The following is a 21,678-nucleotide window of genomic DNA, read 5'->3' on the forward strand; positions in this document are numbered from 1 at the left end:
TCCGCCAAAAGCTCGGCACAAGACGGGGTCTTACCGCGGTGTGCGCAGGGCTCGAGCGTGACGTAGGCGCAAGCGCCGCGCAAAAGCCCGCCGTGGCGGTTTAAGATAAAATCATAGGTGAAGCTCGGCTGCAAAAGCGCGCTTTTTAGGGCTTCTAGGTTTTGAAATTTAACGCCGAATTTGCGGGCGTATTCGCAAGCGAAATCCCGCGCGAAATTTGCGTCCAGATCGCACAGCGCGGCGAAAACGGCGTTTGCCTCGGCGTGCAAAAAGCCCGCCTTTTTGTGTGCGCCTATGCCAAGAACCCTGCCGCCCCTATCCAGAAGCACGCAGCCCACGGCGGGGTTGGGTAGCGTCAAGGCCTGATAGCGCCACGCCGCACGCAGCGCCAAATCCATGTAAAATTCGTCGTTCATACAAAATCCAAAATTTAAATTGTCCCGCTCTGCCGCGATCGCTTAGCCAATTTTGCGGATAATCGGCAACCTCGTCTGCTCGCAACAGATTGCGCCTCGGACGCAACCCACTTACCCGCCTACGCTCGCCCGCGTCGTACCGGTTCGCCGACTCACGTTCCAAATACGTTTGCCGCTACAAGCCTCGCTTTAAGCGCCAAATTTACCAGAGTACAAGCCGCGCGCCGTATGTGTAGAAGCAAGATTCCGCGCGGGAACAAAACTGCGAAATCTTACCACAGGTTTTAGAATTTTATCCTAAATCGTAAATTTTGCGGCGTCCTTTTCGCGCGCCAAGAATTTTCGCCCATCGCGCAAATGAGCGTATCGATAGCGCGCAAACGCTGATTTTGCGAAGTAAAATTCTAATGAAGCGCTGGGGCAAAACCGCAATCGGGCGCGAATATGAAATTTCAAAAGGCGCGGCTTGATTTCAGCTCAAATTCAGGGGGGGGGATAGAATTACAAGAATTTTCTTCAAAGGATCAAAATGTCTGAACAACCGACCGTTCAACCCCAATCAAACGTGCTTGGGATACTCTCCATAGTCTTCGCGATTTTAGGGATCTTTTTCCTAGGGATCGTTTTCGTTCCGCTTGCGTTTTTGTGCGCGATCGCCGCGACCTATCAAGCCGTCAAAAAGCAAGCCTCGCTCGTAATAGCGATATTAGCGTGGATCCTTACGATCGTGGGGCTCATGACCTCGTCCGTGCTGTTAGCCACAATCGGCATCTCCGCTTCGTAGCCGCAAACATTCGCGCCGCTTACTCGGCGATTGAAATTCCACTGGACGAACATTAAAATTCGCCGGCGGCTAAACGAACTCTCGCCGGACGGCGTGCAAACCTCCGCCCGTAGAGTTTTAAAGCGTAAATTTATGGGCGGAATTTCCCGCTTTGCTATGGATTTTGCCTTGCGAGTTTTGCGTGCCGTCTATGTCTCGCGACACGGAATTTCTCGCACCGCTTTGCGTAAAATTTTGCGGCGCGCCTTACTCGATTTGATTTTCGCGTTCTCGCCGAAATTTTATCGCCAAAGCAAAACCGCCGAAATTTTATAAAAAGCTTTATCGATGAAATTTGCGATTAAGCCGCACTTGCAAATAGCCGTAGTGCGATCGCGATACGGACGCCGCAAAGCTCGCAGGCGCAATATTCTTGTGCGGACGGTAAAATCTAAATTTATGGCAAATCGTAAAATTTAAAATTCTTTTGCGGCAAAAGGCGTGGAATTTTACCGCGCCGAAAAAGCGGCTAAATTTTAAAATTTAGCCGCTTTTTGATGCGACGTAAAATTCTAAAGCAACGCACAAGCGTCACGCAAAACTTATCTTTTAGTGGCGCAGCGTGAAATTTTAAAGCGCCGCTCGGTGGCGTGAAATTTATTTCTTGTCGGTGCAATCTGAAATTTCAAAACAAACAAGCGGCACCGGAATTTTAAAATTTTGCGCCGAGCGCCGCGAGAGATCAGGAGCGACCGACAGCGGCAAATTTTTAAAAAATCCAAAATTTAACATGCTCGCGTGCCCATGCGACACAACAAGGCGGCGCTGCGGGCACGTCCGCGCGAGAGGCTCATATTTATCGAAATTTTCGCTCTGCCCGCAGCACGCGCGCTCGTATCACATGCCGATAATCGCGGGCGCAAGCTCCGCTGAAAGCTTGGCGAAACAGCGTTTCGCCGCGGTGCGCATGCGAACAATTGCAACGCAGAAATTTTCGTGCGATACGATCAAGCTCAACGCGAAAGGTTCGCGCGCGGTATGTGTTTTTGAAAGCCACACCGAATATCGCGCGCCAAATTAAAAAGCGAGGCAAGATGCCGCAAGCCGTGCATCGCTCGCGATAGACACAATACTTAAAAGCGCGCAAAAAGCAAGGCAAATCCAAATTAGCCTCGCCGCTTTAGCTTAAAATTTAAGTCTACGCTTCTCAAACACCACACCCCAAAGCCGCGTGCGCAGAGCTTTAAAAACCGCGCCGCTACCACTGCACGTAGGTTCGCGCCTTTTTGATCTCGTCAAGTCGCACGCTTACCTCGCCGCCGTCCGTGCGCAGTCTAAGCACGCCGCCTTCGCAGCCAAGCACCTCGCCGCTTAGCTTCTGCCCGTCCGTGCAGCTTAGGCGCACCAGCTCGCCCACGGAGTTTGCGAAATGCTGCGGCTTGCTTAGCTTGCGCTCAAGCCCGGGCGAGCCGACCTCTAGCGTCCATTCGCCCTCAAGCGGCGGCTCCACGTCGAAAATCGGCGAAAGCAGCCGCGATAGCCGCTCGCAGTCGTCCAGGCCCACGCCGCCCGCTTTCGTGATGCTGATGCGATAGATCGTTCTACCGTTTTCGCTCACCGTCTCCACGTCGTAAAGCTGCACGCCGCACTCGCGCGCTAAAGCCTCTAAATCAACCATTTTTGCGTAGCTCCTCCTCTATTTTGTCGAAAAGATCGTCCATTTTGTTTTGATACTCCAAGCGGTCGTCAAATTTGAAGTGAAACGCGGGGCAGCGGTACCAGCCCTCCGCCTCGGCGCAGAAGTTTTGCAAATATCTCGCCACGCGGCCGAGCTTTTCGAGCACGAATTCCTGCTCGCGCTCGTCGAAGGCGTTTTTATCCAGATACACAAACGCGTCGTAACGCCCGCGCTTGCACTCCACGTCGGTGACGCACAGCCCGCGCAAAAGCTCGTCCTCAAGGCTCGCGAGCGCTTCGGGGATGAGCTGCTTTAGCACGCTTTGCGTGCGAAGTCTTCTGAGTTCGGTCGGATTCATCTTTACCTCGCTATCTTAAATCGCCGCAGATTGCGCGGCGATGGAATTTTATTTTACGTCTTGCGATGACGGAATTTTATTGCTTTGTCGTAGCGGAGCGTCCGTCCTGCGGCGACGCGATCTGTTTAAATTTGACGCGGCTTGCGATGCACCGGAGCATCCGTTTAAATTCTAAGCGTTTGCTGCGCACAGGTATTGCGGACAGCGACTGCGCCTTTTAAAATTTCGCTCTTAAATTTTAAAAAACGAGTTCGGCTTTGAAATTTTGCTCTTAAATTCAGCCTGGTGCTCCGCACTTAAATTTTAAACGCAGATCGCACGAGAATTTTGCGGCTCGCGTATGGAAGCTCATCGCATAGCCGCACCGCTACCGCAAAAATATTTCCGCGCCAAGACGCAGTGCCATTCTGCGCCGTACTCTGCTCGCCACGGCGCTATATTGCTGCCGCACTGCCATTTTGGCGACGCAATAATACAGCGCGCGGCGGCACCCTCTTTGCGCTATGCTCGCTTACTGCGTCGCTTTTACGATACCCACGCTGCCGTCTTTTGGCAGCGCTGCAATGGCACCGCACGCTGTTGCAGCATCATTTTTAAAAGCACTGCCCACCGCGTCGCCGTTTTGTCACACACTGCGTCGCTTTAGAATTTATCTTAAATTTTAAAAACGCTTCGATGCCGCGCGCAATCTAAATTTTGCCACTTTAAAATTTCAACTTTGCGATTAAATTTAAAATTTAAATCGCGCAGAAACCGACAAAATTTAAAGTTTTGCTCGCGCGCTCCGCCGCTAAATTTAAAAGACGAAATTTCACGCTCAAATTCTACGAGCATAAAATTTCAAAGTGCGATCGGAGCTTAAAATTTAACCGCAAGCTGTGCAAACGAAGCAAATGCCCACGCGGATTTCGCGAGCGCTAGTCGATCGTAGCCTGCTCCTCTTTTTGCTTGTAGCTTTCGATAAAATCGCCCACGCGCATATCGTCGTAGCCCTCGATGCCTACGCCGCACTCGAAGCCTTTGGCGACTTCCTTGGCGTCGTCTTTGAAGCGCTTGAGCGAGCTGACGTTGCCCTCGAAAACGATGACGCCCTCTCTGATGACGCGGATCTTTGCGCCGCGAGCTATGAGCCCGTCGGTAACCATACAGCCCGCGATCTGCCCGATCTTAGGCACGTTGATGACCTGGCGGATCTCGGCTTGGCCCAAGGCCTCCTCGCTGATGATCGGGCTCATAAGACCGCCCAAAAGCGCCTTGATATCGTCAATGAGATTGTAGATGACGTTGTAGGTCTTAATCTGCGCGCCGCGCTCCTTGGCAAGCTCTTTGATCTCGCCCGTAGGACGGACGTTGAAGCCCAAGATCACGCAGTTCTCGCTGGCGCTTGCTAAGGCGATGTCATTTTGCGTGATACCGCCGATGCCGCTGTGGATGATGTCGACCTTGACCTCGTCGTTGCGGAGCTTCTCAAGGCTTGCTTTGATAGCTTCCAGCGAGCCCGCGACATCGGCCTTGACAATCACAGGAAGGCTCTTTAGCGAGCCTTCGGCGATCTTGGCGCTTAGCTCATCGATGGTGACCTTGGTCGATTTGCTAAGCTCCTTTTGGCGCTGATGCTCGTAAATTTTGCTCGCGTACTCGCGCGCTTCCTTATCGCTTGAAACGCCGATCAGCGTCTCGCCCGCGCCCGGAACCTCGCTAAGGCCTATGATGACGCCGCATTCGCCCGGTAAAATTTGCTTTAGCGCCCTGCCCTTATCGTCGCTAAGAGCGCGCACCTTGCCGTATGCGATACCCGCTACGACGGTATCTCCGACGTGCAGGGTGCCGTTTTGCACGATGACGGTGGCAACTGCGCCGCGACCTTTTTGCAGGGAGCTTTCGATGATGGTTGCCTTAGCCTGCTTGCTAGGATCGGCTTTAAGTTCCAAAAGATCAGCCTGCAAAAGTACGATCTCTAATAAATTTTCAATTCCCTCGCCCGTTTTTGCGGAGATCGGCACGAACTCGTAGCTGCCGCCCCACTCGGTAGGCATGATGTCAAGCTCTGCAAGCCCGGTTTTTACGAGATCGGGATTGGCATTAGGCTTGTCCATCTTATTTATCGCGATGATGATCGGCACGTTTGCCGCCTTGGCGTGCGCTATGGCCTCCTTAGTCTGAGGCTTGACGCCGTCGTCTGCGGCCACTACGATGATTACGATATCGGTAACCTCGGCTCCACGCGCGCGCATCGAAGTAAAGGCCTCGTGACCCGGAGTGTCTATAAAGGTAATCTTTCTGCCGTTTTTCTCGACCATATACGCGCCTACGTGCTGCGTGATGCCGCCCGCTTCGCCGCTTGCTACGCGAGAGTTTCGGATGTAATCAAGCAGGCTCGTTTTGCCGTGATCGACGTGTCCCATAATGGTGATGACGGGCGCTCTAGCGATTAAATTTTCTTCGCCTTCGCTGTCCTCGTAAGCCTTGATGTAATCAAACTCCTGCGCCTCATCGATGATATTTACTTCGATACCGAATTCGCTTGCTAAAATTTCTATCGCATCCTCGTCCAAAAAGTCGTTTTTCGTCGTCATCACCCCAAGCGCAAATAACTTGCCGATGATCTCGCTAGGCTGCTTTTTGATCTTATCGGCGAACTCATAGACGCGGATCTCTTTTGGGATATTTACAGAGCTTACGATTTCGCTACCCTGCTCGCGAGGAGCTTTTTTATGCTTTTTGCGACCGCCGCGACTTATACCGCCTTCACTGCTAAAAATTTGATTCTGCGAGGCGCGATAAATATTGGGTTGGTTTTTACTTTTGGTGCGGTTTTCGGTCTGAATTGGTTTGACGGTGAAATCGGGCATTACCACGACATCCTCGTCCTCAATGACGATATCCGCCATCTCGTGATCAGGAATGATGTCGATTTTAAGGGCATCCTCTTTTTTAGCGGCGGGAGCTTTTTTCTTTTCGATCTTTTTCTTTTTCAAATTTAGTTCAGCGTTTGAAAAGATCGCCTCTAGGCTCGCACTTATCTTTTCGCGCCTAGGCTCGGTCCTATCTTGTGCCGCCGGAGCTTGAACTTCCTTTTTCTTTTTTACGATGACTAGGCCACGGCGCTTTTGCAAGCTCTCGCTAGCGATACTATCGCCGCTGTTTATCTGCACCGAAGCGGGCTTTGAGGCGGCGTTTTGCTTCTCCTCTTTCTCCTGCGGGGCGGAGGAAATTTCTTCTTTTTGATTTTGAGATTTTTCGGTTTTTGCCTCGGGCTCTTGCGTACGCGTTTTTTCGTCGCTAGGCTCTTTGGCACTCTGCGCAGACTCTTTGGATTCGGAAGCTTTTAAGCTTTCCGCCTTTTTAGGGCTCTCTTTTTTAGCGATTTTTTTAGTTTCGCTCTGTTTTTTAGCGGGCTTATTCTCGTCTTCTTGCGCTTTTTCGGAGCCTTTTTTCGCAGGCTTTGACTTTTTCCCCGGCAAAATTCCCGTCTGAATATAATCGTAAATAGCGGCAGCTTCCTCTTCGCTTACTTTATTCGACGCGGTTTTTACCTTTTTAAAGCCCATCTCCTGCGCTTTTTCGATTATCTCTTTGCTTGCGTATCCAAGCTCGTCCGCGATATCTTTAATCAGAACACCCATTTAAAACCCTCTCCTTGATATGTCCCAAATCTGCGCTAGACGCAAATTTAGATAGATATTTTGAAATTTTCTCTTTTTGATTTATGCAACCGTCGCAAATATAAAATTGTCTGTTTGAGCTTATATTTTTAAAATTTTGCAAAAAGGCGTGGAGTTCGCGCTTGGCGAAGCGCCCCCTGCAAATAACGCACATCCTAATCGGTTCGCTCATGCGATTATATCTTTATTTTTCTTAGTCAATATTAAAGCCGCCGTTGTCGATCTCTAAAATTTCGACGCGGAAGTTTTTAAAATTTTCGCTAAGGCAGGCTTTAAGCTTTGCGGCGTCGGCTCTGTAGGCTAAATTTAAAAAGCTTGAGCCGCTTCCCGAGAGCGAGCTCATAAGCGCGCCGTTATCATAGGCGATCTCGCGCACCCCAAAAAGCTGCGGAAGCACGCCCATGCGCATCTGCTCGTGCATCTTGTCGATACAGGCGTGGCGTAAGCTGTCGTAATCGCGCCGCATAAAGCAAGCGGTCAGAAACGCCGCGTGCGAGAGGTTGCTAACGCAATCTTTGATCGAAAAGCTCTTAGGCAGCTTGCCGCGCGATTCGTTCGTAGGCATCGGCGTATCGGGGATAACGACGACCGCTTGCAGATCTTGCGAAATTTCGCATTTTTGCGTGCGAACCGTCTTGCCGTCCACGACGCTGCTAACAAAGCCGCCGAGCGTCGCGGGTGCGATATTATCTGGATGGTTTTCGTATTCCAGCGCCGTGTTTAAAATTTTAGCGCGATCGATTTCAAAACCGCAAATTTTATAAGCGCTTGCGATGGCGCCTACGATCACGGCCGAGCTACTGCCCAGCCCGCGCGAAAACGGGATGTTGTTGTGAAAAGCAAATTTAAAATTTATCTCTTGCCCGCCGCCTAGTTTTCTGTAAATTTCATTGAAAATGTTCAAAAAAGCGTTGCCCTTCTTAAGCCACGCTCTGTCGCTACCCTCGCCGCTAAGCGATACGCAAAAAAACTTCTGCTCGGTAATCTCTACTTCGTTAAATAGCCCTAGGCTAAGGCCGAGCGCGTCGAAACCGGGACCTAAATTTGCGCTCGTCGCAGGAATTCTTATAATCAAGCTCTCTCCTAAACCGCTTCTATGATGTAATTTGGAAGTATATCATCGTTTTTATTTAAAACCGATAAATCCTGCGGCAAAGATAGCGCGGCGGGAGCGCATTTTTTCATCCTCACTTCGCCGCACTCATAAACGTAGCTGAAATTTTTATTCGCTCTGATCGGTCCGAAGCCGCTTAGCTCAAAGCCGCTGATCGCGTATAACGGCACACCAAGAGCGATGCTAAGCGTGCGCAATATCACGTAGCTTACCTTCATACCCATGAAGCTGCCTGGAGTATTTGCATAGATGAGCTCTTTGATCTTATAAGTTTTTAGAATTTCGCTAAATTTGCAGATCAGGAAGTTATCGGCTTTTTCGCCTTCGGCGCTTGCAAATTCCGCTATCTTAGCGCCGCTTTCATACACGCCAAGCAAGCATGGAGCGCTAAGAGCAGCGATTAGAATTTCAACCTCTTTGATTTTGCAGCCTTAAGCAAAGACTTTTTGATATTCGCGCACAACCTCGGCGGTAAGATCTACTAGCTCGAAATTTTTAGCGTCAGCCAAAACCGCCAAAGTGAGCTTATGATTTAGATCGTGGCTTCCCGCAAACGCTGTATAATCGCCCAAAATCGGGGCGCCCACGAGTGCAAGATCACCGATCGCGTCTAAAATTTTATGGCGAACGAACTCGTTTTCAAAGCGCAAGCCCTCCGGGTTTAAAATTTTATTCTCATCTATTACGACGGCGTTTTCCAAACTGCCACCTAGAGCTAGTCCCATGGAGCGTAGCGCTTGCACATCTTTTAAAAATCCAAACGTGCGCGCCCGCGAAATTTCTTTAAGATAGGCTTTTTTGCTAAATTCAAAAACATGGTGCTGAGTGCCGATGAGCGGATGACTAAATTTAATCGTATAATCAAATTTCGGACTCTTGCTAGGGCTCAGCCGCACGAGTTTATCGCCCTCTCTAATCTCCACAGCTCGCTTGATGATGAGAGCTTTTTTATTCGCGTCGAGCTCTCTTACTCCTGCTTCGTCCAAAAGCATACAAAAGCTCGCCGAACTTCCGTCCATCACGGGAATTTCATTAGCATCGACGATGATACGGATATTATCGATACCATAGGCATTAATGGCGCTCATTAGATGCTCTATTGTTGATATATAGCCTTTCTCGCTTCCTACGACGGTTGCCATTTGCGTATTTATGACGTTTTTCGGCTCGGCTTTAAAACTAACGCCAAGATCACTTCTATAAAATACGATTCCGCTACCGGCTTCAAGCGGCTCCAAAGTAAGCCTTATCGGCTCGCCTTTGTGAAGCCCGATACCCACCGTATGGACTTTCTTAGCTATCGTTGTCTGTCTCATTTCTATCCTCGTTTTCATTAACCCGTGCATTATAGCGAAAATTTTAAAATTTACTTACCTTTTTCTATTACTTTTTTGGACGATTCTAAGACATCGGTAATGTTATCTTTCATCCACTTAGGATCCATCCACTCCTCAGGTCTTACATCCACGCCCTGAACTACGATACCAAAATGCAGATGATCTCCGAAAGCAAAGCCGCTTGAGCCCGTCTGTGCTAGAATGTCGCCCGGCTTTACATCGCTGCCCACACTTAACTGCGTTGCCGAGCAGTGTCCGTATATGCCGTATAATCCAAAGCCGTAGTAAATTCCTAAATTTAATCCGAAAATTCCATTTTCCTGCGCAAAAACTACCTTGCCGTAGTTGCTCTCTTTGATATCGGCGTTTGCGACGCTTGCTAGATCGAGCCCCATATGCCATGACTCGCTTACTTGTTCATCGTTCATAAAAAATATCCTATGATCAGCAAAGCTTGCTACCGCTGCGCCTTTAGCAAGCGGATAAAAAGGCTTTAGCTCAAATCCATTTATTTTATCCTCATGCACCGCGCTAGTAGCGGCGTGCAGGTCATCTCCGTTTTTCTTACGCAAAGTTTCATTTACGAATTTAAATTTTTCCAAATCGCTCATCGAGTTAAAATTCTGCGCGTATTGGCTAGCTAGATCACTTACTTTGCCGTTAATAAAACCCGGATTTAGCTTGATAGTAGAGACTTTATATTTTTTGTCCTGATAAAAATATTTGATCTGCGAAATGCTTTCGTTGCCTGCACGATCAGTGGCGACCGCTTCTGCGCGAAATTCCTCTAAATTTGCAGGCCACGCTACGAGAGACGCGTAATAGCCCTCTTTTACAAAAGGAATCGCTTTAAAAATTTTGCCATAGTTAGTTTTAACATAGACTTCGTTTAGGCGCTCGTCTTTAGCCGAAAATACAACCACGGCGCTACCGCCTTTGGTAATTTTATAGGATTGATTGATGATATTTATGACGGGCTTTTTGTCGTCTATTATTATATTTGCCGTTTTTACGCTCTTATTTCCTTGCGCAAAATTCCACGAGCTAATGTCGTTTGCAAAAACCTCAAGCTTGTAGTTTTTATCTTTATTAAGCATCAAATTTTTAGGAAATTGCACGGCAAGCTCTAGCGTAGTTTGCGGAACATTCAGCTCCTCATTTAGTAGCGGTATCGTGCTGGCTCCGTCGTTTAAATTAACGCGAACGAGCTTAATGCCGGTATCGTCTGAAATTTTAATCTTCAAGGGCGAGGTTAAATTCCAATAAATTTCATTTTCCAGCGCAATTTGCGGAGGATTTTTTTCAAATTTCGGCGAGGTAAAAATTCTAAAAATTCCATAAACCAAAGCGCATATTATAATAAGAAATATTAAAATTTTAAGCTTCGTTCCATTGCCATTTCTACGCATAAAAGAGCCTTTGATATGATTTTAGAGCGCGATTTTACAAGCTTAACTTAAATTATCGGTAAAGCGAGGCAAAATTTAACGCAAATGTTTAGCAATTTACGAGGCAAATTTCAGATTTTAAATTCTAGCGATTTTAGAATCTCAAAATTTATGAGCTTTAAAATTCAGTGGCGCGCTAAATCCTATGCAGTGAAATTCCGCGCGCAACAAAGCGGCGTTTAATCGTTTATATCGTGATCTTTAAAATTTCAATATTAGAATTTCTTTAAATTATGCTAATGGCTTGTATTGATTTTTTAGAACTCTTAACCTAAAATTTTGCTAGACGAATGAAAATTTAAACTATTTTGATAAATAAAATTCTAAAAAATTCAAAGCAAGCTATGCGTTTAAATTTCATCCTAAGCCGAGCAGAATCCCAATTAAAATTTAGCTCAAACCGCCTACAATAATTCGGCTACAAATTAGCGCGACACAAAAAGCTAAAATCGTGAGCATTATTAAATTTAAGGCGTGCGGTAGAAAATTCTACGCACGCCACAGCGTTCGCAAGTCGTCGCGTTTAATTAAATCTAGCGCCGATGCTAAATTCGAAGCTATTTGTGTCGTCGTGCGGTTTTTTATTAAGCGGCTTGACGAAGTATAGCTGCAAAGGCCCCATCGGCGTCATCCACTCGATACCGGCACCCGTGCTGTAGCGCTCCTCCTCGTTCCAGTCATGATCGCCGATCATTCCGTAATCAAAAAACGTTACAAAGCGCATTTTAAGCCTATCAACTACCGGAAAGCTTAGCTCAAAAGAGTTATTGAAGCTCTGCATACCGCCCGTTTCGATATAGCGGCAATTATTTGCATTTAAGCAGATCTCTTTTTTCGGGATACTGCGACCTTCGTAGCCTCTAATGCTTTTCATTCCGCCTAGGAATAGCTTTTCGTTGATCGGGATCTTTTTATTGCCTTCCCACATATAGCCCGTTGCAGCTTTGTATCTAAAGATAATGTCGTGATCGATATAATCTCGCAAGCCAAAGTAGTAGTTAAACGATCCTCGTGCCTTGGTGTAGTCCATATCGCCGCCAAGACCTGCGTACTCTAAACTGGCACTTGCGATCATACCGCTTCTTGGCAAGTAATAATCATCGGTGCTGTTGTATGTGATAGACGGGATAATCGAGCTTTTTAAATTCTTGCCATCTAGATAGCCCGCTTTGGCGTAATATTCGTTTAAGCCCTTGATCTCGCTTTTTTCTAGATAATATGTAAGGCTTACATCGGTATTGCGCCCAATCTTGCGACCGCCCGTGATTGAAAATCCGTAAGATTTCTCATCGTAGTCGTCCCAGTCGTAATCGTTGGCAAAGATTGATCCGCCCAAGCTATACTCAGAATCAAACACTCTAGGATTGGTTAAGCTCAAGCGTCCGCTTAACTGATCGTCGCTCTTTTCAACCGAGAACGCGCCGTGAAGACCGGTGCCAAATACATTGCGATCGCTGATACCGCCGCTAAGTAAAATTCCATCCTCGCTGCCATATCCGATACCACCGGTGATAGAGCCTGTAGGGGCTTCTTTGACTGCGACTTCAAGATCGATCTGATCGTTAGAAACGCGGTTTTCTTTAATCTCCACCTCATCGAAATACCCCGTGCGTTTTAAAGAATTTAGCGAATCATTGTAGTCGGTTTTGCTATATAAATTTCCCTCGGTCAGATACATCTCGCGGCGGATGACCTTATCCTCGGTCTTATCGTTACCCGAGATCGTTACGTTTCTAATATAGACTTTATCCTCCGGGATGACTTGATACGTGATAGCGACTGTGCGAGCTTCTTTGTCCTGCTTAGTCTTAGGCACGATGCGCACATAGGCGTATCCCTGATCCGCGACTAAAGTCTCTAGTGTATTCATATCGCGGCGCAAACGCTCGGAATTCATTGTATCGCCCTTTTGAAGCTTAAAATCGTCCAAAACTTTTTCTTTATCAAGCTTGATTATATCTGCAGGATACTCGATATCTACGGAGCTTACGGTGTATTGCTCGCCCTCACTGATGTAGTAGGTAAGATCGGCAGTGTAATTATCCATATCAGCATTAAGTAGTGGCGCCGAAACCTGCGCGTCTAAGTAGCCTTTTTTATAATATTCTTCTTGAATTCTATTTGCGTCGTTAGGAAGCTCGGCGGTTTTTACCTTGCCGTCGTTAAAGCCCCACATCCAGCCCAGCGTCTCGCGTTCTTTATTGGCGACGGATGGCTCTATATCGCCATAATCAAGCTTGTCCGCACCTACTAAATTTACCTTATCGATGATGATATTTTCGCCGCGATTTACCTCGATCGTTAGCAAGATGACCGATTTATCGTCGTTTATCGGCTTTGGATAAAATTCCACCACGGTGTCAAAAAAGCCCTTGACTTCGTAGTATTGCTTGATGCGGGTCTCCGCTTTTTTAGCAGCCACCTCATCGTAAACCTGACCCGGACGCAAGCCGATGAGCTCATTTATCTTATCGCGGTCGTTGGTAACTACGTTTTTGATCTCGACCTTAGCGATAGTCGGCTTTTCGGTTACATTGATAGTGACCGCGCCGCCTTGTTCACTGATATAAACATCGCTGAAATAGCCCTGCTCAAATAGCTTTGAGATCGCAGCATTGGTGTTTTCGCCGTTAAGCTCATCGCCTACTTTAAGACCCGAAATTTGCTGTGCGACCTGTGGAGAAAGATGTCTAAGACCTTCAAATTTAATGGATTTGATCTGTGCGGCGCACGCCACGGAAATCCCGCCTACTAAGAGTAAAAAAACGCTTTTTTTCATAAAATTTTACCTAAAAACGAAAATAATTTGCGTATAATACCACATTAAAATTAAAACTTGCATATATCAAAAAGGAATTTTATGAAGATAGGAATTATCGGTCTGGGTCTCATCGGCGGCTCGCTGGGGCTATGTCTAAAAAGCACCAAAATAATTAGCGCCGTCTATGGCTGCGACATCAGCCGCGAAAATGAAAAAGAAGCTCTGCGACTCGGGCTCGTGCATGAAATTTTAAGCCTAGAGCAGATGAAGCAAAGCTGCGACGCGATCTTTCTCGCAATCCCCGTGGAGGCAATTATTGAGACGTTGCAAAAACTAAGCGACTGCAGAAGCGAGACGACGATCATTGATCTGGGAAGCACGAAATTTAAAATTTTGCAAAACTGCCCGCCGCAGATCAGACGAAATTTCATTGCGGCTCACCCAATGGCTGGTACCGAAAACTCCGGTCCGCAAGCGGCGTTTAAAGAGCTTTTAAACGGTGCAGTAGTTGTTATCTGCGACGATCACGGCGCGGATGAAGTGCATATCAAACGAGCGGTCGAAATTTTTTCGTTCGCGGGGATGAAGATCGTATTTATGGATGCAAAAAGCCACGATCACCACGTGGCGCTCATCTCGCACCTGCCGCATGCGATCAGCTACTCGCTCGTAAATAGCGTGCTAAAAGAGGAAAATCGCCGCAATATTATAAATTTAGCCGGCGGTAGCTTTTCGGGCATGAGCCGTATCGCCAAGAGCTCGCCGCAGATGTGGGTCGATATTTTCAAGCAAAACCGCACAAACCTGCTAGGCGCGATCGATGCTTTTAAAAACGAGTTGGATCTTTGCGTGCAGATGATTCGTGACGAGCGCTGGGATGAGCTTGAGGCGTGGATGTATGAAGCGCGCAAACTAAGGGATATTATTTAAAATTTCAGCGCGGCTAGACTGCGCGACGGGAGCCGCAAGAGTACGCCTTTAAATTCTAAAATTTCGCTTTCAAATAGCCTGCGTAAATTTAAATTTTAATACGTGTGAGCCTGGATACGAACTCAAAAATCTATGCATTCTTGCGTGAAAATTTTCTTTGAGGGAAACTCCAACGCGCAAAGCCTCGCCTTCTCGCCCCAGTGCTTTTTATAAACACAGCCCAGATCGATATTTGCGCTAAATTCCGTAATGACGGGCTTTTTTACCGGCGTGTGCCCATAGACGTTAAAAATTCCGTCGTTCGCGCTATCGTCGCCACGCCCGCTTAGCACGTGAGCTGCGAAGCTTTTCGCGCGCTCGATATCGTGTCTGAGCCGCCACATACGTCCTACCGCGGAGTGCGATACGACGAGCGTGTGACCGCTTTCATCGCACAAATCATACTCCAGGTAAATCGGCAGCCGCGAGACAAACCGCAGATGCTCCTTGCATTGCTTCACGCCTCCGTGACGATAATACGACGCTAGCGTCGCCTCACCGCCGTTATTAAATAGCCAGCTTTCATCCAAGCTAAAAAATGCGTAAGGGTCGTTTGAACTCGTAAATTTGCCCGTCTTTGCACACCTCAGAGCGGTTTTTGCGTTGCCCACAAAGCGCTTTTCGTGATTGCCCATCACCGCGTCATATCCGCGAGCGCGCACAAATTCAATCACATCCGCGCTCGCAGGACCTCGGTCGATCAGATCACCCACGAAGCAAATTTTACTATCAAATTTACGCGGAAGCTGCTCTATCAAAGCTAAAAGCGACTTGTAGCAGCCATGCACGTCGCCTATGATGTAGATATTTTCCATAATTTTTCCTTAAATTTTAACGCCATCGCCTTTTAACGCGAGGGCTATGATATAAGCGGTAGATAAAAGCTCTGCGCGAAATTTTAAAATTTCGCGCGCTAGGACTTGGACGGATAAATCTGCTTTAGGACCTCGGCTACGACGATCATAAAAAGAACGATAAATATTAATGCGCTAAGCAATGAGGAATAAAACGTGGCAAGATGCAAATCTGAAACAATCAGCGCCACAATCATCATCCCTAAAAATGGCGATAGTATCCAAACCGCTGCTGTAGGCAAAAATAAATTTACGAAAAAATCCGTGAGCTTACCAAAATCCTTTAGCTTTGCGGCAAGCACCGCACAAACTCCGCAGAAAAATATCCACAAAAATAGGAAATATACGCACTTCTGCTGTAGCCATTCTAAGGGATCGTCAAACCGGACGCTAGATGTGTCAAAAATCTGCCCTATAAAAAAACCCATTAAACTTGAAATGCACATCAAGCAAAAACTCATCGAAAATGCACAGGCTATAATTTTTAAAATAATCATCAGAGTTCCTAAAATTCTAAATTTAGCTAAAAAATTCCTCGATCAGCCGCGCCATCTCGCTCTCGGCGGCGACGTGGTTGATCTGCTCGCGAAAGCTTGCAGCATTTTCGCGCCCCTTAGAGTATTCGTGCAGATGCTTGCGAAATATCGCTACGCCGCGCACGCCGTAATGGCTTAGCATTTGGGAGAAATGATAAAGCACGACCTCTTTTTTTAGCGCGTCGCTTGCCTGCTCGCCCGTTTTGATCTCGCGAAAGATCCACGGCCTGCCGATTACCGCGCGACCGATCATCAGCGCATCCGCGCCGCTAAGATCTCGCACCGCTAGCGCATTGGCGGAGTTTATGTCGCCGTTTGCGATCACGGGGATTTGCAGCGCGCGTTTAGCTCTTGCAATCGCGCCGTAATCCACCGCCGCGCTGTATCCGCCCGCTCTGGTGCGGCCGTGAATCGCGATAAAATCGGCTCCTGCGCTTTGTACGGCGCGCGCGATATTTTCGATATCCACGGCGCCGAAGCCCAGCCGCACCTTCGCGCTCGTAAATTTTTTGTTCGAATACTTTTTGATAGTCTCAACCAGGCGCGATAGACGAGGTAGATCAAGCAGCAGCGCCGAGCCGGCACCCTGCTTTACGACTTTGGGGACGGGGCAGCCGCAATTTAGATCGATGCCGTCGATGCCGTCAAATTTATTGATGAGCAAAACCGCCTTTTTGATAATTTCCGCATCGCTGCCTGCGATCTGCACGAAAAATGGGGTTTCGGCGGCGTTTTTTTCGAGCATCTTTAGCGTCTTTTCGCCCTCGAAAACAAGGGCGTTTGCGCTTATCATCTCGCTTACGGTCGCGTCGCAGCCGAATTTTTTCACTACGCCCCGCAGCGGCGGATCCGAAAAGCCCGCCAAAGGCGCCAAAAATAGAGGGTTCCTTTTAAAAAAATCTTCCGTCATTTTAAATTTCTCATTTTGATTTCGTCTGGATTTAAACCTTTAAATTTAACGCCGCAACGCTTGCAGCAGGTTTTGCCACGAGCTTTAAATTTTAAATTTCATGGGCTACGTATTCGCATTTAGGCGCGAATTTTATTTTTAAGCCCAGCTAATTTGCATGGTGGCAAAACGACAGCAAGAATGATCGCCACCAATTTTATTTGCGCGGCGAGCCCAGCAAGCAGCTTGCAAAACGCCGCGCGGATTTTAAAATTTCAGCACTTTATTCGGCTAGCAAGTCTTGCGCTTTACGTTTAAATTTTAAATTTCATCGCGTAAATGCAAAATCCGTTTACGCGCACACTACGCAAACAAATCTTTTAAATTTTACCGCTTGCGCGCATTGATCTTTCGATAAATTTTAAAATTTCAAATTTGCGCGAGTTAAAATTTTATCTGCACTTTAAATTTTATCGCGCAGGCTGTGTTTGATAGCCGCAAAGAGCGTAAAAGCAGCCTCTCTTACCCGCATAAAACTAACTCGTAAAATTACCGAGCTAAAATAACAGCGACGCAGGAACGTTTTTGCCGTTGTCACGCAAAAATAGCAGAATTTTAAACTTCTCAAACTCGTCGCCGTCGGCAAGGCTTAGCTGCTCTCTAAACTCGTCGATCATGCCAAGCTCATATAGAGCGTACAGATATGCCTCGGTCGCTTCTTGATTCTCGTTTTTGAGCCGCTCGAAAAAGGCTTTGTATTGCTCTGGAGCGAGATGATTTTTTAGCTTTCTGGCAAAGCCGATAAAATCCTGCTCGTTAAATTTTTCATTATTTACGAGATCGAAAAGCTCCTCGCTACTGATCTCAAAGCTCGCGTCATTCACCGCGCGATCCACTAAAATATTTACCTCGGCTATATCTTGAGGAATTTTATAGGCTTTGATCTTATCGTAGCTTCCTTTGGCAAGCGCTACGGCATAGGCTTTTTTAGTGATATTTTCGCTATAAACGCCTTTAGTTTTTAAAATTTCATACGCATACGCAGGCTCGGCGTCGAGGCGATTGAGCTCGTTTTGCAAAAATAGTCCGTTATCTTTAGGAAGTTTATATTTTCGCAGATCCGCCACTTCGCCGTTTTTAACCTTCTCGATAACGCCTATGACCTCTTTTAGATCCTCATTTTTGACATCTATGCCGGTGCTATCGTACCACGGAGATAAAATTTTAGTAAGCTCGCTTGGGTCTTTAAAATACTCGGTTTTAAAGTCTTTATTAGTATCAAGACCCAGCAAAACCTCTTTACTCATCGCATCGTATGCGCTTAGATCCTTTGCGATCGCCCTTTTTGTGCGGTAAAACGCGAAGCTATGAAAAACGATATGAAAAATCGCTAAAATCATATATAAAATTAACGGCAGTACGATCCACACTGCAACAGGAAGCGTAAGCGTAAAACCGAAAAGCTCCAGCGTATAGCTACTGCTTTGCTGCGTAAAGACCAAAATCGCGACGATTGCGATATAGACGATCGAATATAAAAAGAATTGCTTGGTTTTCATAGCTAACTCCTATTTTGCTTTTCCGCCTGTTCCTTACATGAAATGCACAATCTCGCCTCCGGATTTACCTTAAGACGCTCTAAGCTTATCTGCTCACCGCAGCTTTCGCAAAGCCCATAAGTGCCGTTTTCGATGCGTTTAAGCGCGCTTTCGATCTCTAAAAACGCCTTTTGTTGATTAACATTTAGCGAGTATTCGATGCTTAAATCCGTATTCATGCTCGCTACGTCAAAATCATCCGCAGCTTTATTTTCGCGCAATTCCGAAATTTCATTAACCGAGCTATTAATATTGGCGATGAGTTGCTCCTTTTTTTCTTCTAAAATTTTCTTGTAAAATTTCAACTCGTTTTTCTTCATTACTTCCCTTTATTTGTGATATGGATGGTTTGCGTTAATGCACAGAGCGCGAAAAATTTGCTCAAAAAGCAAAAGTTTAGCGATTTTGTGCGCTAACGTAAGCCTGCTAAGACTGATTATTTTATCGGCTTTTGCCTTAAAATTTTCACTAAGCCCATAAGCGCCGCCGATGAAAAACGACACGGCGCTTTTATCCTTTAGCATACTCGCAAATTCCATGCTATCTAGCTCCTGTCCGCGCTCATCCAAAGCTACAACGTATCCGCTAAGGCGCGGCAGATAAGCTTCATCATACGCCTTAAGCGCTAGCTCAGCAGATGTGCTTTGTGCGCGAGCGATATTAGCGTTAAAAAATATATCATCTCGCACCGCCGCAAATTTAGCCGCCATTTTTTTATAGGCGCTTATCTCGCTAGCAAACTCGTCCGCGCCCTTTTGGATGGAATTTACCGTTATTTGCACTACTCTTCGCTTCCCTCTTCGTGTAGCGATTTGTCGCTCATGTCGTCAATCTGCACGGCGTTTTTGCTCAGCACGTTGATTATATCGCTTAGATACTGCCTCATCTCGGCTCTAGGCACGATCGCATCAATTAATCCATGCTCGAGCAGAAATTCCGATCTTTGAAAGCCCTCCGGCAGATCCGCGCCTATGGTTTGCTTGATAACGCGCTGCCCGGCAAAGCCGATAAGAGCGCCGGGCTCTGCAATGATGATATCTCCAAGCCACGCAAAGGACGCGCTCACGCCGCCCATCGTAGGATCAGTAAGAACGGAGATGAAAGGAATTTTATGCTCGGATAAAATTTTAAGCGCGGCGGAGGTTTTGCTCATTTGCATCAGCGAAAAGGTGCTTTCTTGCATCCTTGCGCCACCGCTTGCGCTTACGATGATTAGCGGCTCGTTTTTATCGAGACTGCGCTTTACGGCACGCACGATCTTTTCGCCCTCTACAGAGCCCAGGCTTCCGCCCATGAAGTTAAAATCAAACACCACGAGCTGAATTTTTTGGCGACTTATCGCACCCTCGCCCGCGATCACCGCGCTAAACCTACCTGTTTTTTCCTTGCTCTCGGAAATGCGCTTTTTGTAGGATTTTTTATCTACGAATTTTAGAGGATCGACGGGTTGTAAATTTTGATCGTACTCCACAAAAGAGCCTTCATCGCAGATCAGATCGATGCGAGCCTGCGCGTCAAAACGAAGGTGATAGTTACACTTGGGGCAAACGCTATGATTTTGCTCGACCTCTTTGCTATACATCAGTGCGCCACATCCCGGGCACTTGATCCAATGCGTAGGAGCTTCGCTCGGCGCAGGTTGCGTCCTGCGTATTTTTGAAAATAGATCTCCAAAATTCATATGATTTCCTTTAAATTCTATGAAATGAAACTTCTGATTATAACCTAAAATTCTTTATTTAAATTTATATGTGAATTTCGCTAAAATAGGAAAATGCAAGGATTTATATTAAAAACGACCAAAGTTAGGGATGAGGACTGCATCGTAGATGTGCTAAGCGAAAGCGCGCTCGTGCGTGCATACCGCTTTTACGGCGCGCGCCATTCAAACATCATCCAGGGCTATAAAATCGACTTCGAGCTCTCGCAAAATCAAAACTTCCTGCCGCGCCTTAGCGGCGTGATGCATCTGGGATACGCGTGGCTCGGAAACCGCGAGAAGCTGCTATTTTGGCAGCAATTTATGCGGCTTTTACACGCGCATCTAAAAGATGCCGAACATCTGGATAAATTTTATTACGAACTGCTAAACCACGCTGCTATGCGCTTCGGTAAACAAAATCCGCGTCGCATAATCGTAGAAAGCTACGCTGAAATTTTAAAATTTGAGGGGCGGTTGCACGACGAGCCGTATTGTTTTTTATGCGACGAAGAAATTTCGGAAAATATCGCGCTATGCCGCGGCTTTTTACCTGCGCACGAGCATTGTGCACAAAGAGCGGGCTTTGCGCAGGATGAAATTTTAGAATTTTTACGAAGCAAAAAGACACTAAATTTAAACGATGAAACAGTAGGATATCTTTACGACATTGTAGCAGAGGGATTTTAATCTCAAAAAAAAGCAAACTAGTACGAAATTTTAAAATACATAATCTAATCAAATTTTAAAATTTAAATTTTCTAAATTCTATCTTTTCGTTGAAGATCGACATCGTGCGCTGAAGATTGCTTATGTCTTTTTGCATCATCTGCATGAAATAATCTCTCAGCTGCAGATACTCGTCCTCAGTCGCCATCAAAATATTTAGTATCTCGACCTCGGCGTTTTCCTTATAAAGCACGAGCTGATCGTGAAGACCGAAAAAGCCGAGACTGCCGTTGCGTAGGTGCATAAGAGGCTTTGCTCCGAAAATCCCCGACGCGGCTAAAACAAAAAGACACAATATATTAGTTACATTTTCGCTGATTGTCGTATCGTATGCGTTGGCGGCAAAAATTAATAAAATCCAAAGAAGTAGCGCTATTTTTATAAACCAATTTATCCTTTGCCGCATACTGCGTCTGCAATCAAGGCTAATTATCATCGCGCCTATGCTATTTAATTCAAAAATTTTATGGATTTTGTTTTTATAATAATACAGAATTTTATCGTTTTTAAACTCAAAATACATACCGTCTTTATCCCTAATTACGGTCAATAATGAAATCAATATAAGCGGGAGCATACGAAAGGTCTTAGAACTAACAGGATTTACTATGGTAGCAAAAGTCAAAAATATAATAAAACCTATCAGTAGCGCCGGAAATTGATAAATCATAAATTCGTAATAAGTATGATCTTTTATGATTATCGGATCTTTATCATAATCCCTCGCTTTAGAATTCTGCGGTAAGGCGCCGCTATCATCCGAGATAGAATTTTGCGGCTCTGCGCTGTTTTCACAGACAGAATTCTGATCTGCTTCGGTTTCTAAATTTAAAGCGCCAGGAGCGAAATTCGGGGTTTCAAAAT

21 protein-coding genes and 1 pseudogene are annotated in these 21,678 nt (G+C 46.4%); 4 read left to right on the forward strand and 18 right to left on the reverse strand.

What is annotated here, in order from left to right; genetic code table 11:
* Positions 1–416, reverse strand: a pseudogene (locus tag Q0274_RS01980) (riboflavin biosynthesis protein RibD); the annotation flags it as partial.
* 529 nt (positions 417–945) lie between these two features.
* Here Q0274_RS01980 and Q0274_RS01985 point away from each other — a divergent pair.
* Entirely contained in the window at positions 946–1,200 is a 255-nt protein-coding gene (locus tag Q0274_RS01985) for a hypothetical protein (RefSeq protein ID WP_298027255.1), read from the forward strand.
* A 643-nt stretch (positions 1,201–1,843) separates the two neighbouring features.
* Positions 1,844–2,260, forward strand: a complete 417-nt coding sequence (locus Q0274_RS01990; protein ID WP_298027258.1) for a hypothetical protein — start codon at positions 1,844–1,846, stop codon at positions 2,258–2,260.
* A gap of 177 nt (positions 2,261–2,437) precedes the next feature.
* Here the strand turns inward: Q0274_RS01990 and Q0274_RS01995 are convergent, their stop codons facing one another.
* The 9 genes from Q0274_RS01995 to bamA form a co-directional block, all read right to left on the reverse strand.
* Positions 2,438–2,857, reverse strand: a complete 420-nt coding sequence (locus Q0274_RS01995) for a ribosome maturation factor RimP (protein WP_298027260.1) — start codon at positions 2,855–2,857, stop codon at positions 2,438–2,440.
* Positions 2,850–3,215 (reverse strand): 30S ribosome-binding factor RbfA, encoded by a 366-nt coding sequence (rbfA, locus tag Q0274_RS02000; protein WP_005872391.1) that lies wholly within the window; start codon positions 3,213–3,215, stop codon positions 2,850–2,852. Before rbfA ends, Q0274_RS01995 begins: the two co-directional genes overlap by 8 nt.
* A 917-nt stretch (positions 3,216–4,132) precedes the next feature.
* Positions 4,133–6,841 (reverse strand): translation initiation factor IF-2, encoded by a 2,709-nt coding sequence (gene infB, locus Q0274_RS02005; RefSeq protein ID WP_298027262.1) that lies wholly within the window; start codon positions 6,839–6,841, stop codon positions 4,133–4,135.
* Positions 6,825–7,052 (reverse strand): hypothetical protein, encoded by a 228-nt coding sequence (locus tag Q0274_RS02010; protein WP_297882510.1) that lies wholly within the window; start codon positions 7,050–7,052, stop codon positions 6,825–6,827. Before Q0274_RS02010 ends, infB begins: the two co-directional genes overlap by 17 nt.
* 21 nt (positions 7,053–7,073) lie before the next feature.
* The gene (gene thrB, locus Q0274_RS02015; RefSeq protein ID WP_298027264.1) at positions 7,074–7,955 is read right to left on the reverse strand and encodes a homoserine kinase; all 882 of its coding nucleotides are present in this window, start codon (positions 7,953–7,955) and stop codon (positions 7,074–7,076) included.
* Positions 7,956–7,963: 8 nt separating this feature from the next.
* Positions 7,964–8,362, reverse strand: coding sequence for a glycoprotease (locus tag Q0274_RS02020; protein ID WP_298027298.1), 399 nt, complete (start codon positions 8,360–8,362; stop codon positions 7,964–7,966).
* A 63-nt stretch (positions 8,363–8,425) separates the two neighbouring features.
* Positions 8,426–9,310 carry a UDP-3-O-acyl-N-acetylglucosamine deacetylase gene (gene lpxC, locus Q0274_RS02025; RefSeq protein ID WP_298027266.1) on the reverse strand — a complete coding sequence of 295 codons (885 nt, stop codon included), beginning with the start codon at positions 9,308–9,310 and terminating at the stop codon, positions 8,426–8,428.
* A 50-nt stretch (positions 9,311–9,360) separates the two neighbouring features.
* Positions 9,361–10,740, reverse strand: a complete 1,380-nt coding sequence (locus tag Q0274_RS02030; RefSeq protein ID WP_297905344.1) for a M23 family metallopeptidase — start codon at positions 10,738–10,740, stop codon at positions 9,361–9,363.
* Between the two features lie 562 nt (positions 10,741–11,302).
* On the reverse strand, positions 11,303–13,558 hold the full coding sequence (gene bamA, locus Q0274_RS02035; RefSeq protein ID WP_298027269.1) for an outer membrane protein assembly factor BamA: 2,256 nt from the start codon (positions 13,556–13,558) through the stop codon (positions 11,303–11,305).
* 81 nt (positions 13,559–13,639) lie between these two features.
* On the opposite strand from bamA, the gene Q0274_RS02040 reads away from it, so the two are divergent.
* A complete protein-coding gene (locus Q0274_RS02040) occupies positions 13,640–14,470 on the forward strand; it encodes a prephenate dehydrogenase (RefSeq protein ID WP_298027271.1) in 831 nt (276 codons plus the stop codon).
* Between the two features lie 122 nt (positions 14,471–14,592).
* On the opposite strand, the gene Q0274_RS02045 is transcribed toward Q0274_RS02040, so the two are convergent.
* From Q0274_RS02045 to accD, 7 genes are all read right to left on the reverse strand, one after another.
* Positions 14,593–15,324 (reverse strand): metallophosphoesterase, encoded by a 732-nt coding sequence (locus Q0274_RS02045; protein WP_298027274.1) that lies wholly within the window; start codon positions 15,322–15,324, stop codon positions 14,593–14,595.
* 98 nt (positions 15,325–15,422) lie between these two features.
* Positions 15,423–15,860, reverse strand: a complete 438-nt coding sequence (locus Q0274_RS02050; protein ID WP_298027277.1) for a hypothetical protein — start codon at positions 15,858–15,860, stop codon at positions 15,423–15,425.
* 22 nt (positions 15,861–15,882) lie between these two features.
* Positions 15,883–16,809, reverse strand: a complete 927-nt coding sequence (locus Q0274_RS02055; RefSeq protein WP_298027280.1) for a tRNA-dihydrouridine synthase — start codon at positions 16,807–16,809, stop codon at positions 15,883–15,885.
* A 536-nt stretch (positions 16,810–17,345) separates the two neighbouring features.
* On the reverse strand, positions 17,346–18,347 hold the full coding sequence (locus tag Q0274_RS02060; RefSeq protein WP_298027282.1) for a LapA family protein: 1,002 nt from the start codon (positions 18,345–18,347) through the stop codon (positions 17,346–17,348).
* 2 nt (positions 18,348–18,349) lie between these two features.
* A complete protein-coding gene (gene dksA / locus Q0274_RS02065; protein WP_298027285.1) occupies positions 18,350–18,706 on the reverse strand; it encodes an RNA polymerase-binding protein DksA in 357 nt (118 codons plus the stop codon).
* Between the two features lie 9 nt (positions 18,707–18,715).
* Entirely contained in the window at positions 18,716–19,168 is a 453-nt protein-coding gene (locus Q0274_RS02070; protein ID WP_298027288.1) for a 23S rRNA (pseudouridine(1915)-N(3))-methyltransferase RlmH, read from the reverse strand.
* Positions 19,168–20,067: an acetyl-CoA carboxylase, carboxyltransferase subunit beta gene (gene accD / locus Q0274_RS02075; protein WP_298027289.1), complete on the reverse strand. Its 900-nt coding sequence runs from the start codon at positions 20,065–20,067 to the stop codon at positions 19,168–19,170. Before accD ends, Q0274_RS02070 begins: the two co-directional genes overlap by 1 nt.
* A 93-nt stretch (positions 20,068–20,160) precedes the next feature.
* Here accD and recO point away from each other — a divergent pair, with 93 nt between their 5' ends.
* A complete protein-coding gene (gene recO / locus Q0274_RS02080) occupies positions 20,161–20,775 on the forward strand; it encodes a recombination protein RecO (protein WP_298027292.1) in 615 nt (204 codons plus the stop codon).
* Positions 20,776–20,830: 55 nt separating this feature from the next.
* On the opposite strand, the gene Q0274_RS02085 is transcribed toward recO, so the two are convergent.
* The coding region (locus tag Q0274_RS02085; protein WP_298027295.1) for a hypothetical protein at positions 20,831–21,678 on the reverse strand (848 nt) is incomplete at its 5' end.

It is taken from the genome of uncultured Campylobacter sp., from assembly GCF_937973075.1.
In the GTDB taxonomy this organism is placed as follows: Bacteria; Campylobacterota; Campylobacteria; order Campylobacterales; family Campylobacteraceae; genus Campylobacter_B.

Excerpts from the sequence above, each read along its gene's own strand:
- Q0274_RS02055 (WP_298027280.1), bottom strand. The coding sequence starts at position 16,809 with ATGACGGAAGATTTTTTTAAAAGGAACCCTCTATTTTTGGCGCCTTTG.
- infB (WP_298027262.1), bottom strand. The coding sequence starts at position 6,841 with ATGGGTGTTCTGATTAAAGATATCGCGGACGAGCTTGGATACGCAAGC.
- Q0274_RS02030 (WP_297905344.1), bottom strand. The coding sequence starts at position 10,740 with ATGCGTAGAAATGGCAATGGAACGAAGCTTAAAATTTTAATATTTCTT.
- Q0274_RS02050 (WP_298027277.1), bottom strand. The coding sequence starts at position 15,860 with ATGATTATTTTAAAAATTATAGCCTGTGCATTTTCGATGAGTTTTTGC.
- Q0274_RS01985 (WP_298027255.1), top strand. The coding sequence starts at position 946 with ATGTCTGAACAACCGACCGTTCAACCCCAATCAAACGTGCTTGGGATA.
- Q0274_RS02045 (WP_298027274.1), bottom strand. The coding sequence starts at position 15,324 with ATGGAAAATATCTACATCATAGGCGACGTGCATGGCTGCTACAAGTCG.
- recO (WP_298027292.1), top strand. The coding sequence starts at position 20,161 with ATGCAAGGATTTATATTAAAAACGACCAAAGTTAGGGATGAGGACTGC.
- rbfA (WP_005872391.1), bottom strand. The coding sequence starts at position 3,215 with ATGAATCCGACCGAACTCAGAAGACTTCGCACGCAAAGCGTGCTAAAG.
- Q0274_RS02010 (WP_297882510.1), bottom strand. The coding sequence starts at position 7,052 with ATGAGCGAACCGATTAGGATGTGCGTTATTTGCAGGGGGCGCTTCGCC.
- Q0274_RS02040 (WP_298027271.1), top strand. The coding sequence starts at position 13,640 with ATGAAGATAGGAATTATCGGTCTGGGTCTCATCGGCGGCTCGCTGGGG.
- accD (WP_298027289.1), bottom strand. The coding sequence starts at position 20,067 with ATGAATTTTGGAGATCTATTTTCAAAAATACGCAGGACGCAACCTGCG.
- Q0274_RS01995 (WP_298027260.1), bottom strand. The coding sequence starts at position 2,857 with ATGGTTGATTTAGAGGCTTTAGCGCGCGAGTGCGGCGTGCAGCTTTAC.
- Q0274_RS02060 (WP_298027282.1), bottom strand. The coding sequence starts at position 18,347 with ATGAAAACCAAGCAATTCTTTTTATATTCGATCGTCTATATCGCAATC.
- bamA (WP_298027269.1), bottom strand. The coding sequence starts at position 13,558 with ATGAAAAAAAGCGTTTTTTTACTCTTAGTAGGCGGGATTTCCGTGGCG.
- dksA (WP_298027285.1), bottom strand. The coding sequence starts at position 18,706 with ATGAAGAAAAACGAGTTGAAATTTTACAAGAAAATTTTAGAAGAAAAA.
- lpxC (WP_298027266.1), bottom strand. The coding sequence starts at position 9,310 with ATGAGACAGACAACGATAGCTAAGAAAGTCCATACGGTGGGTATCGGG.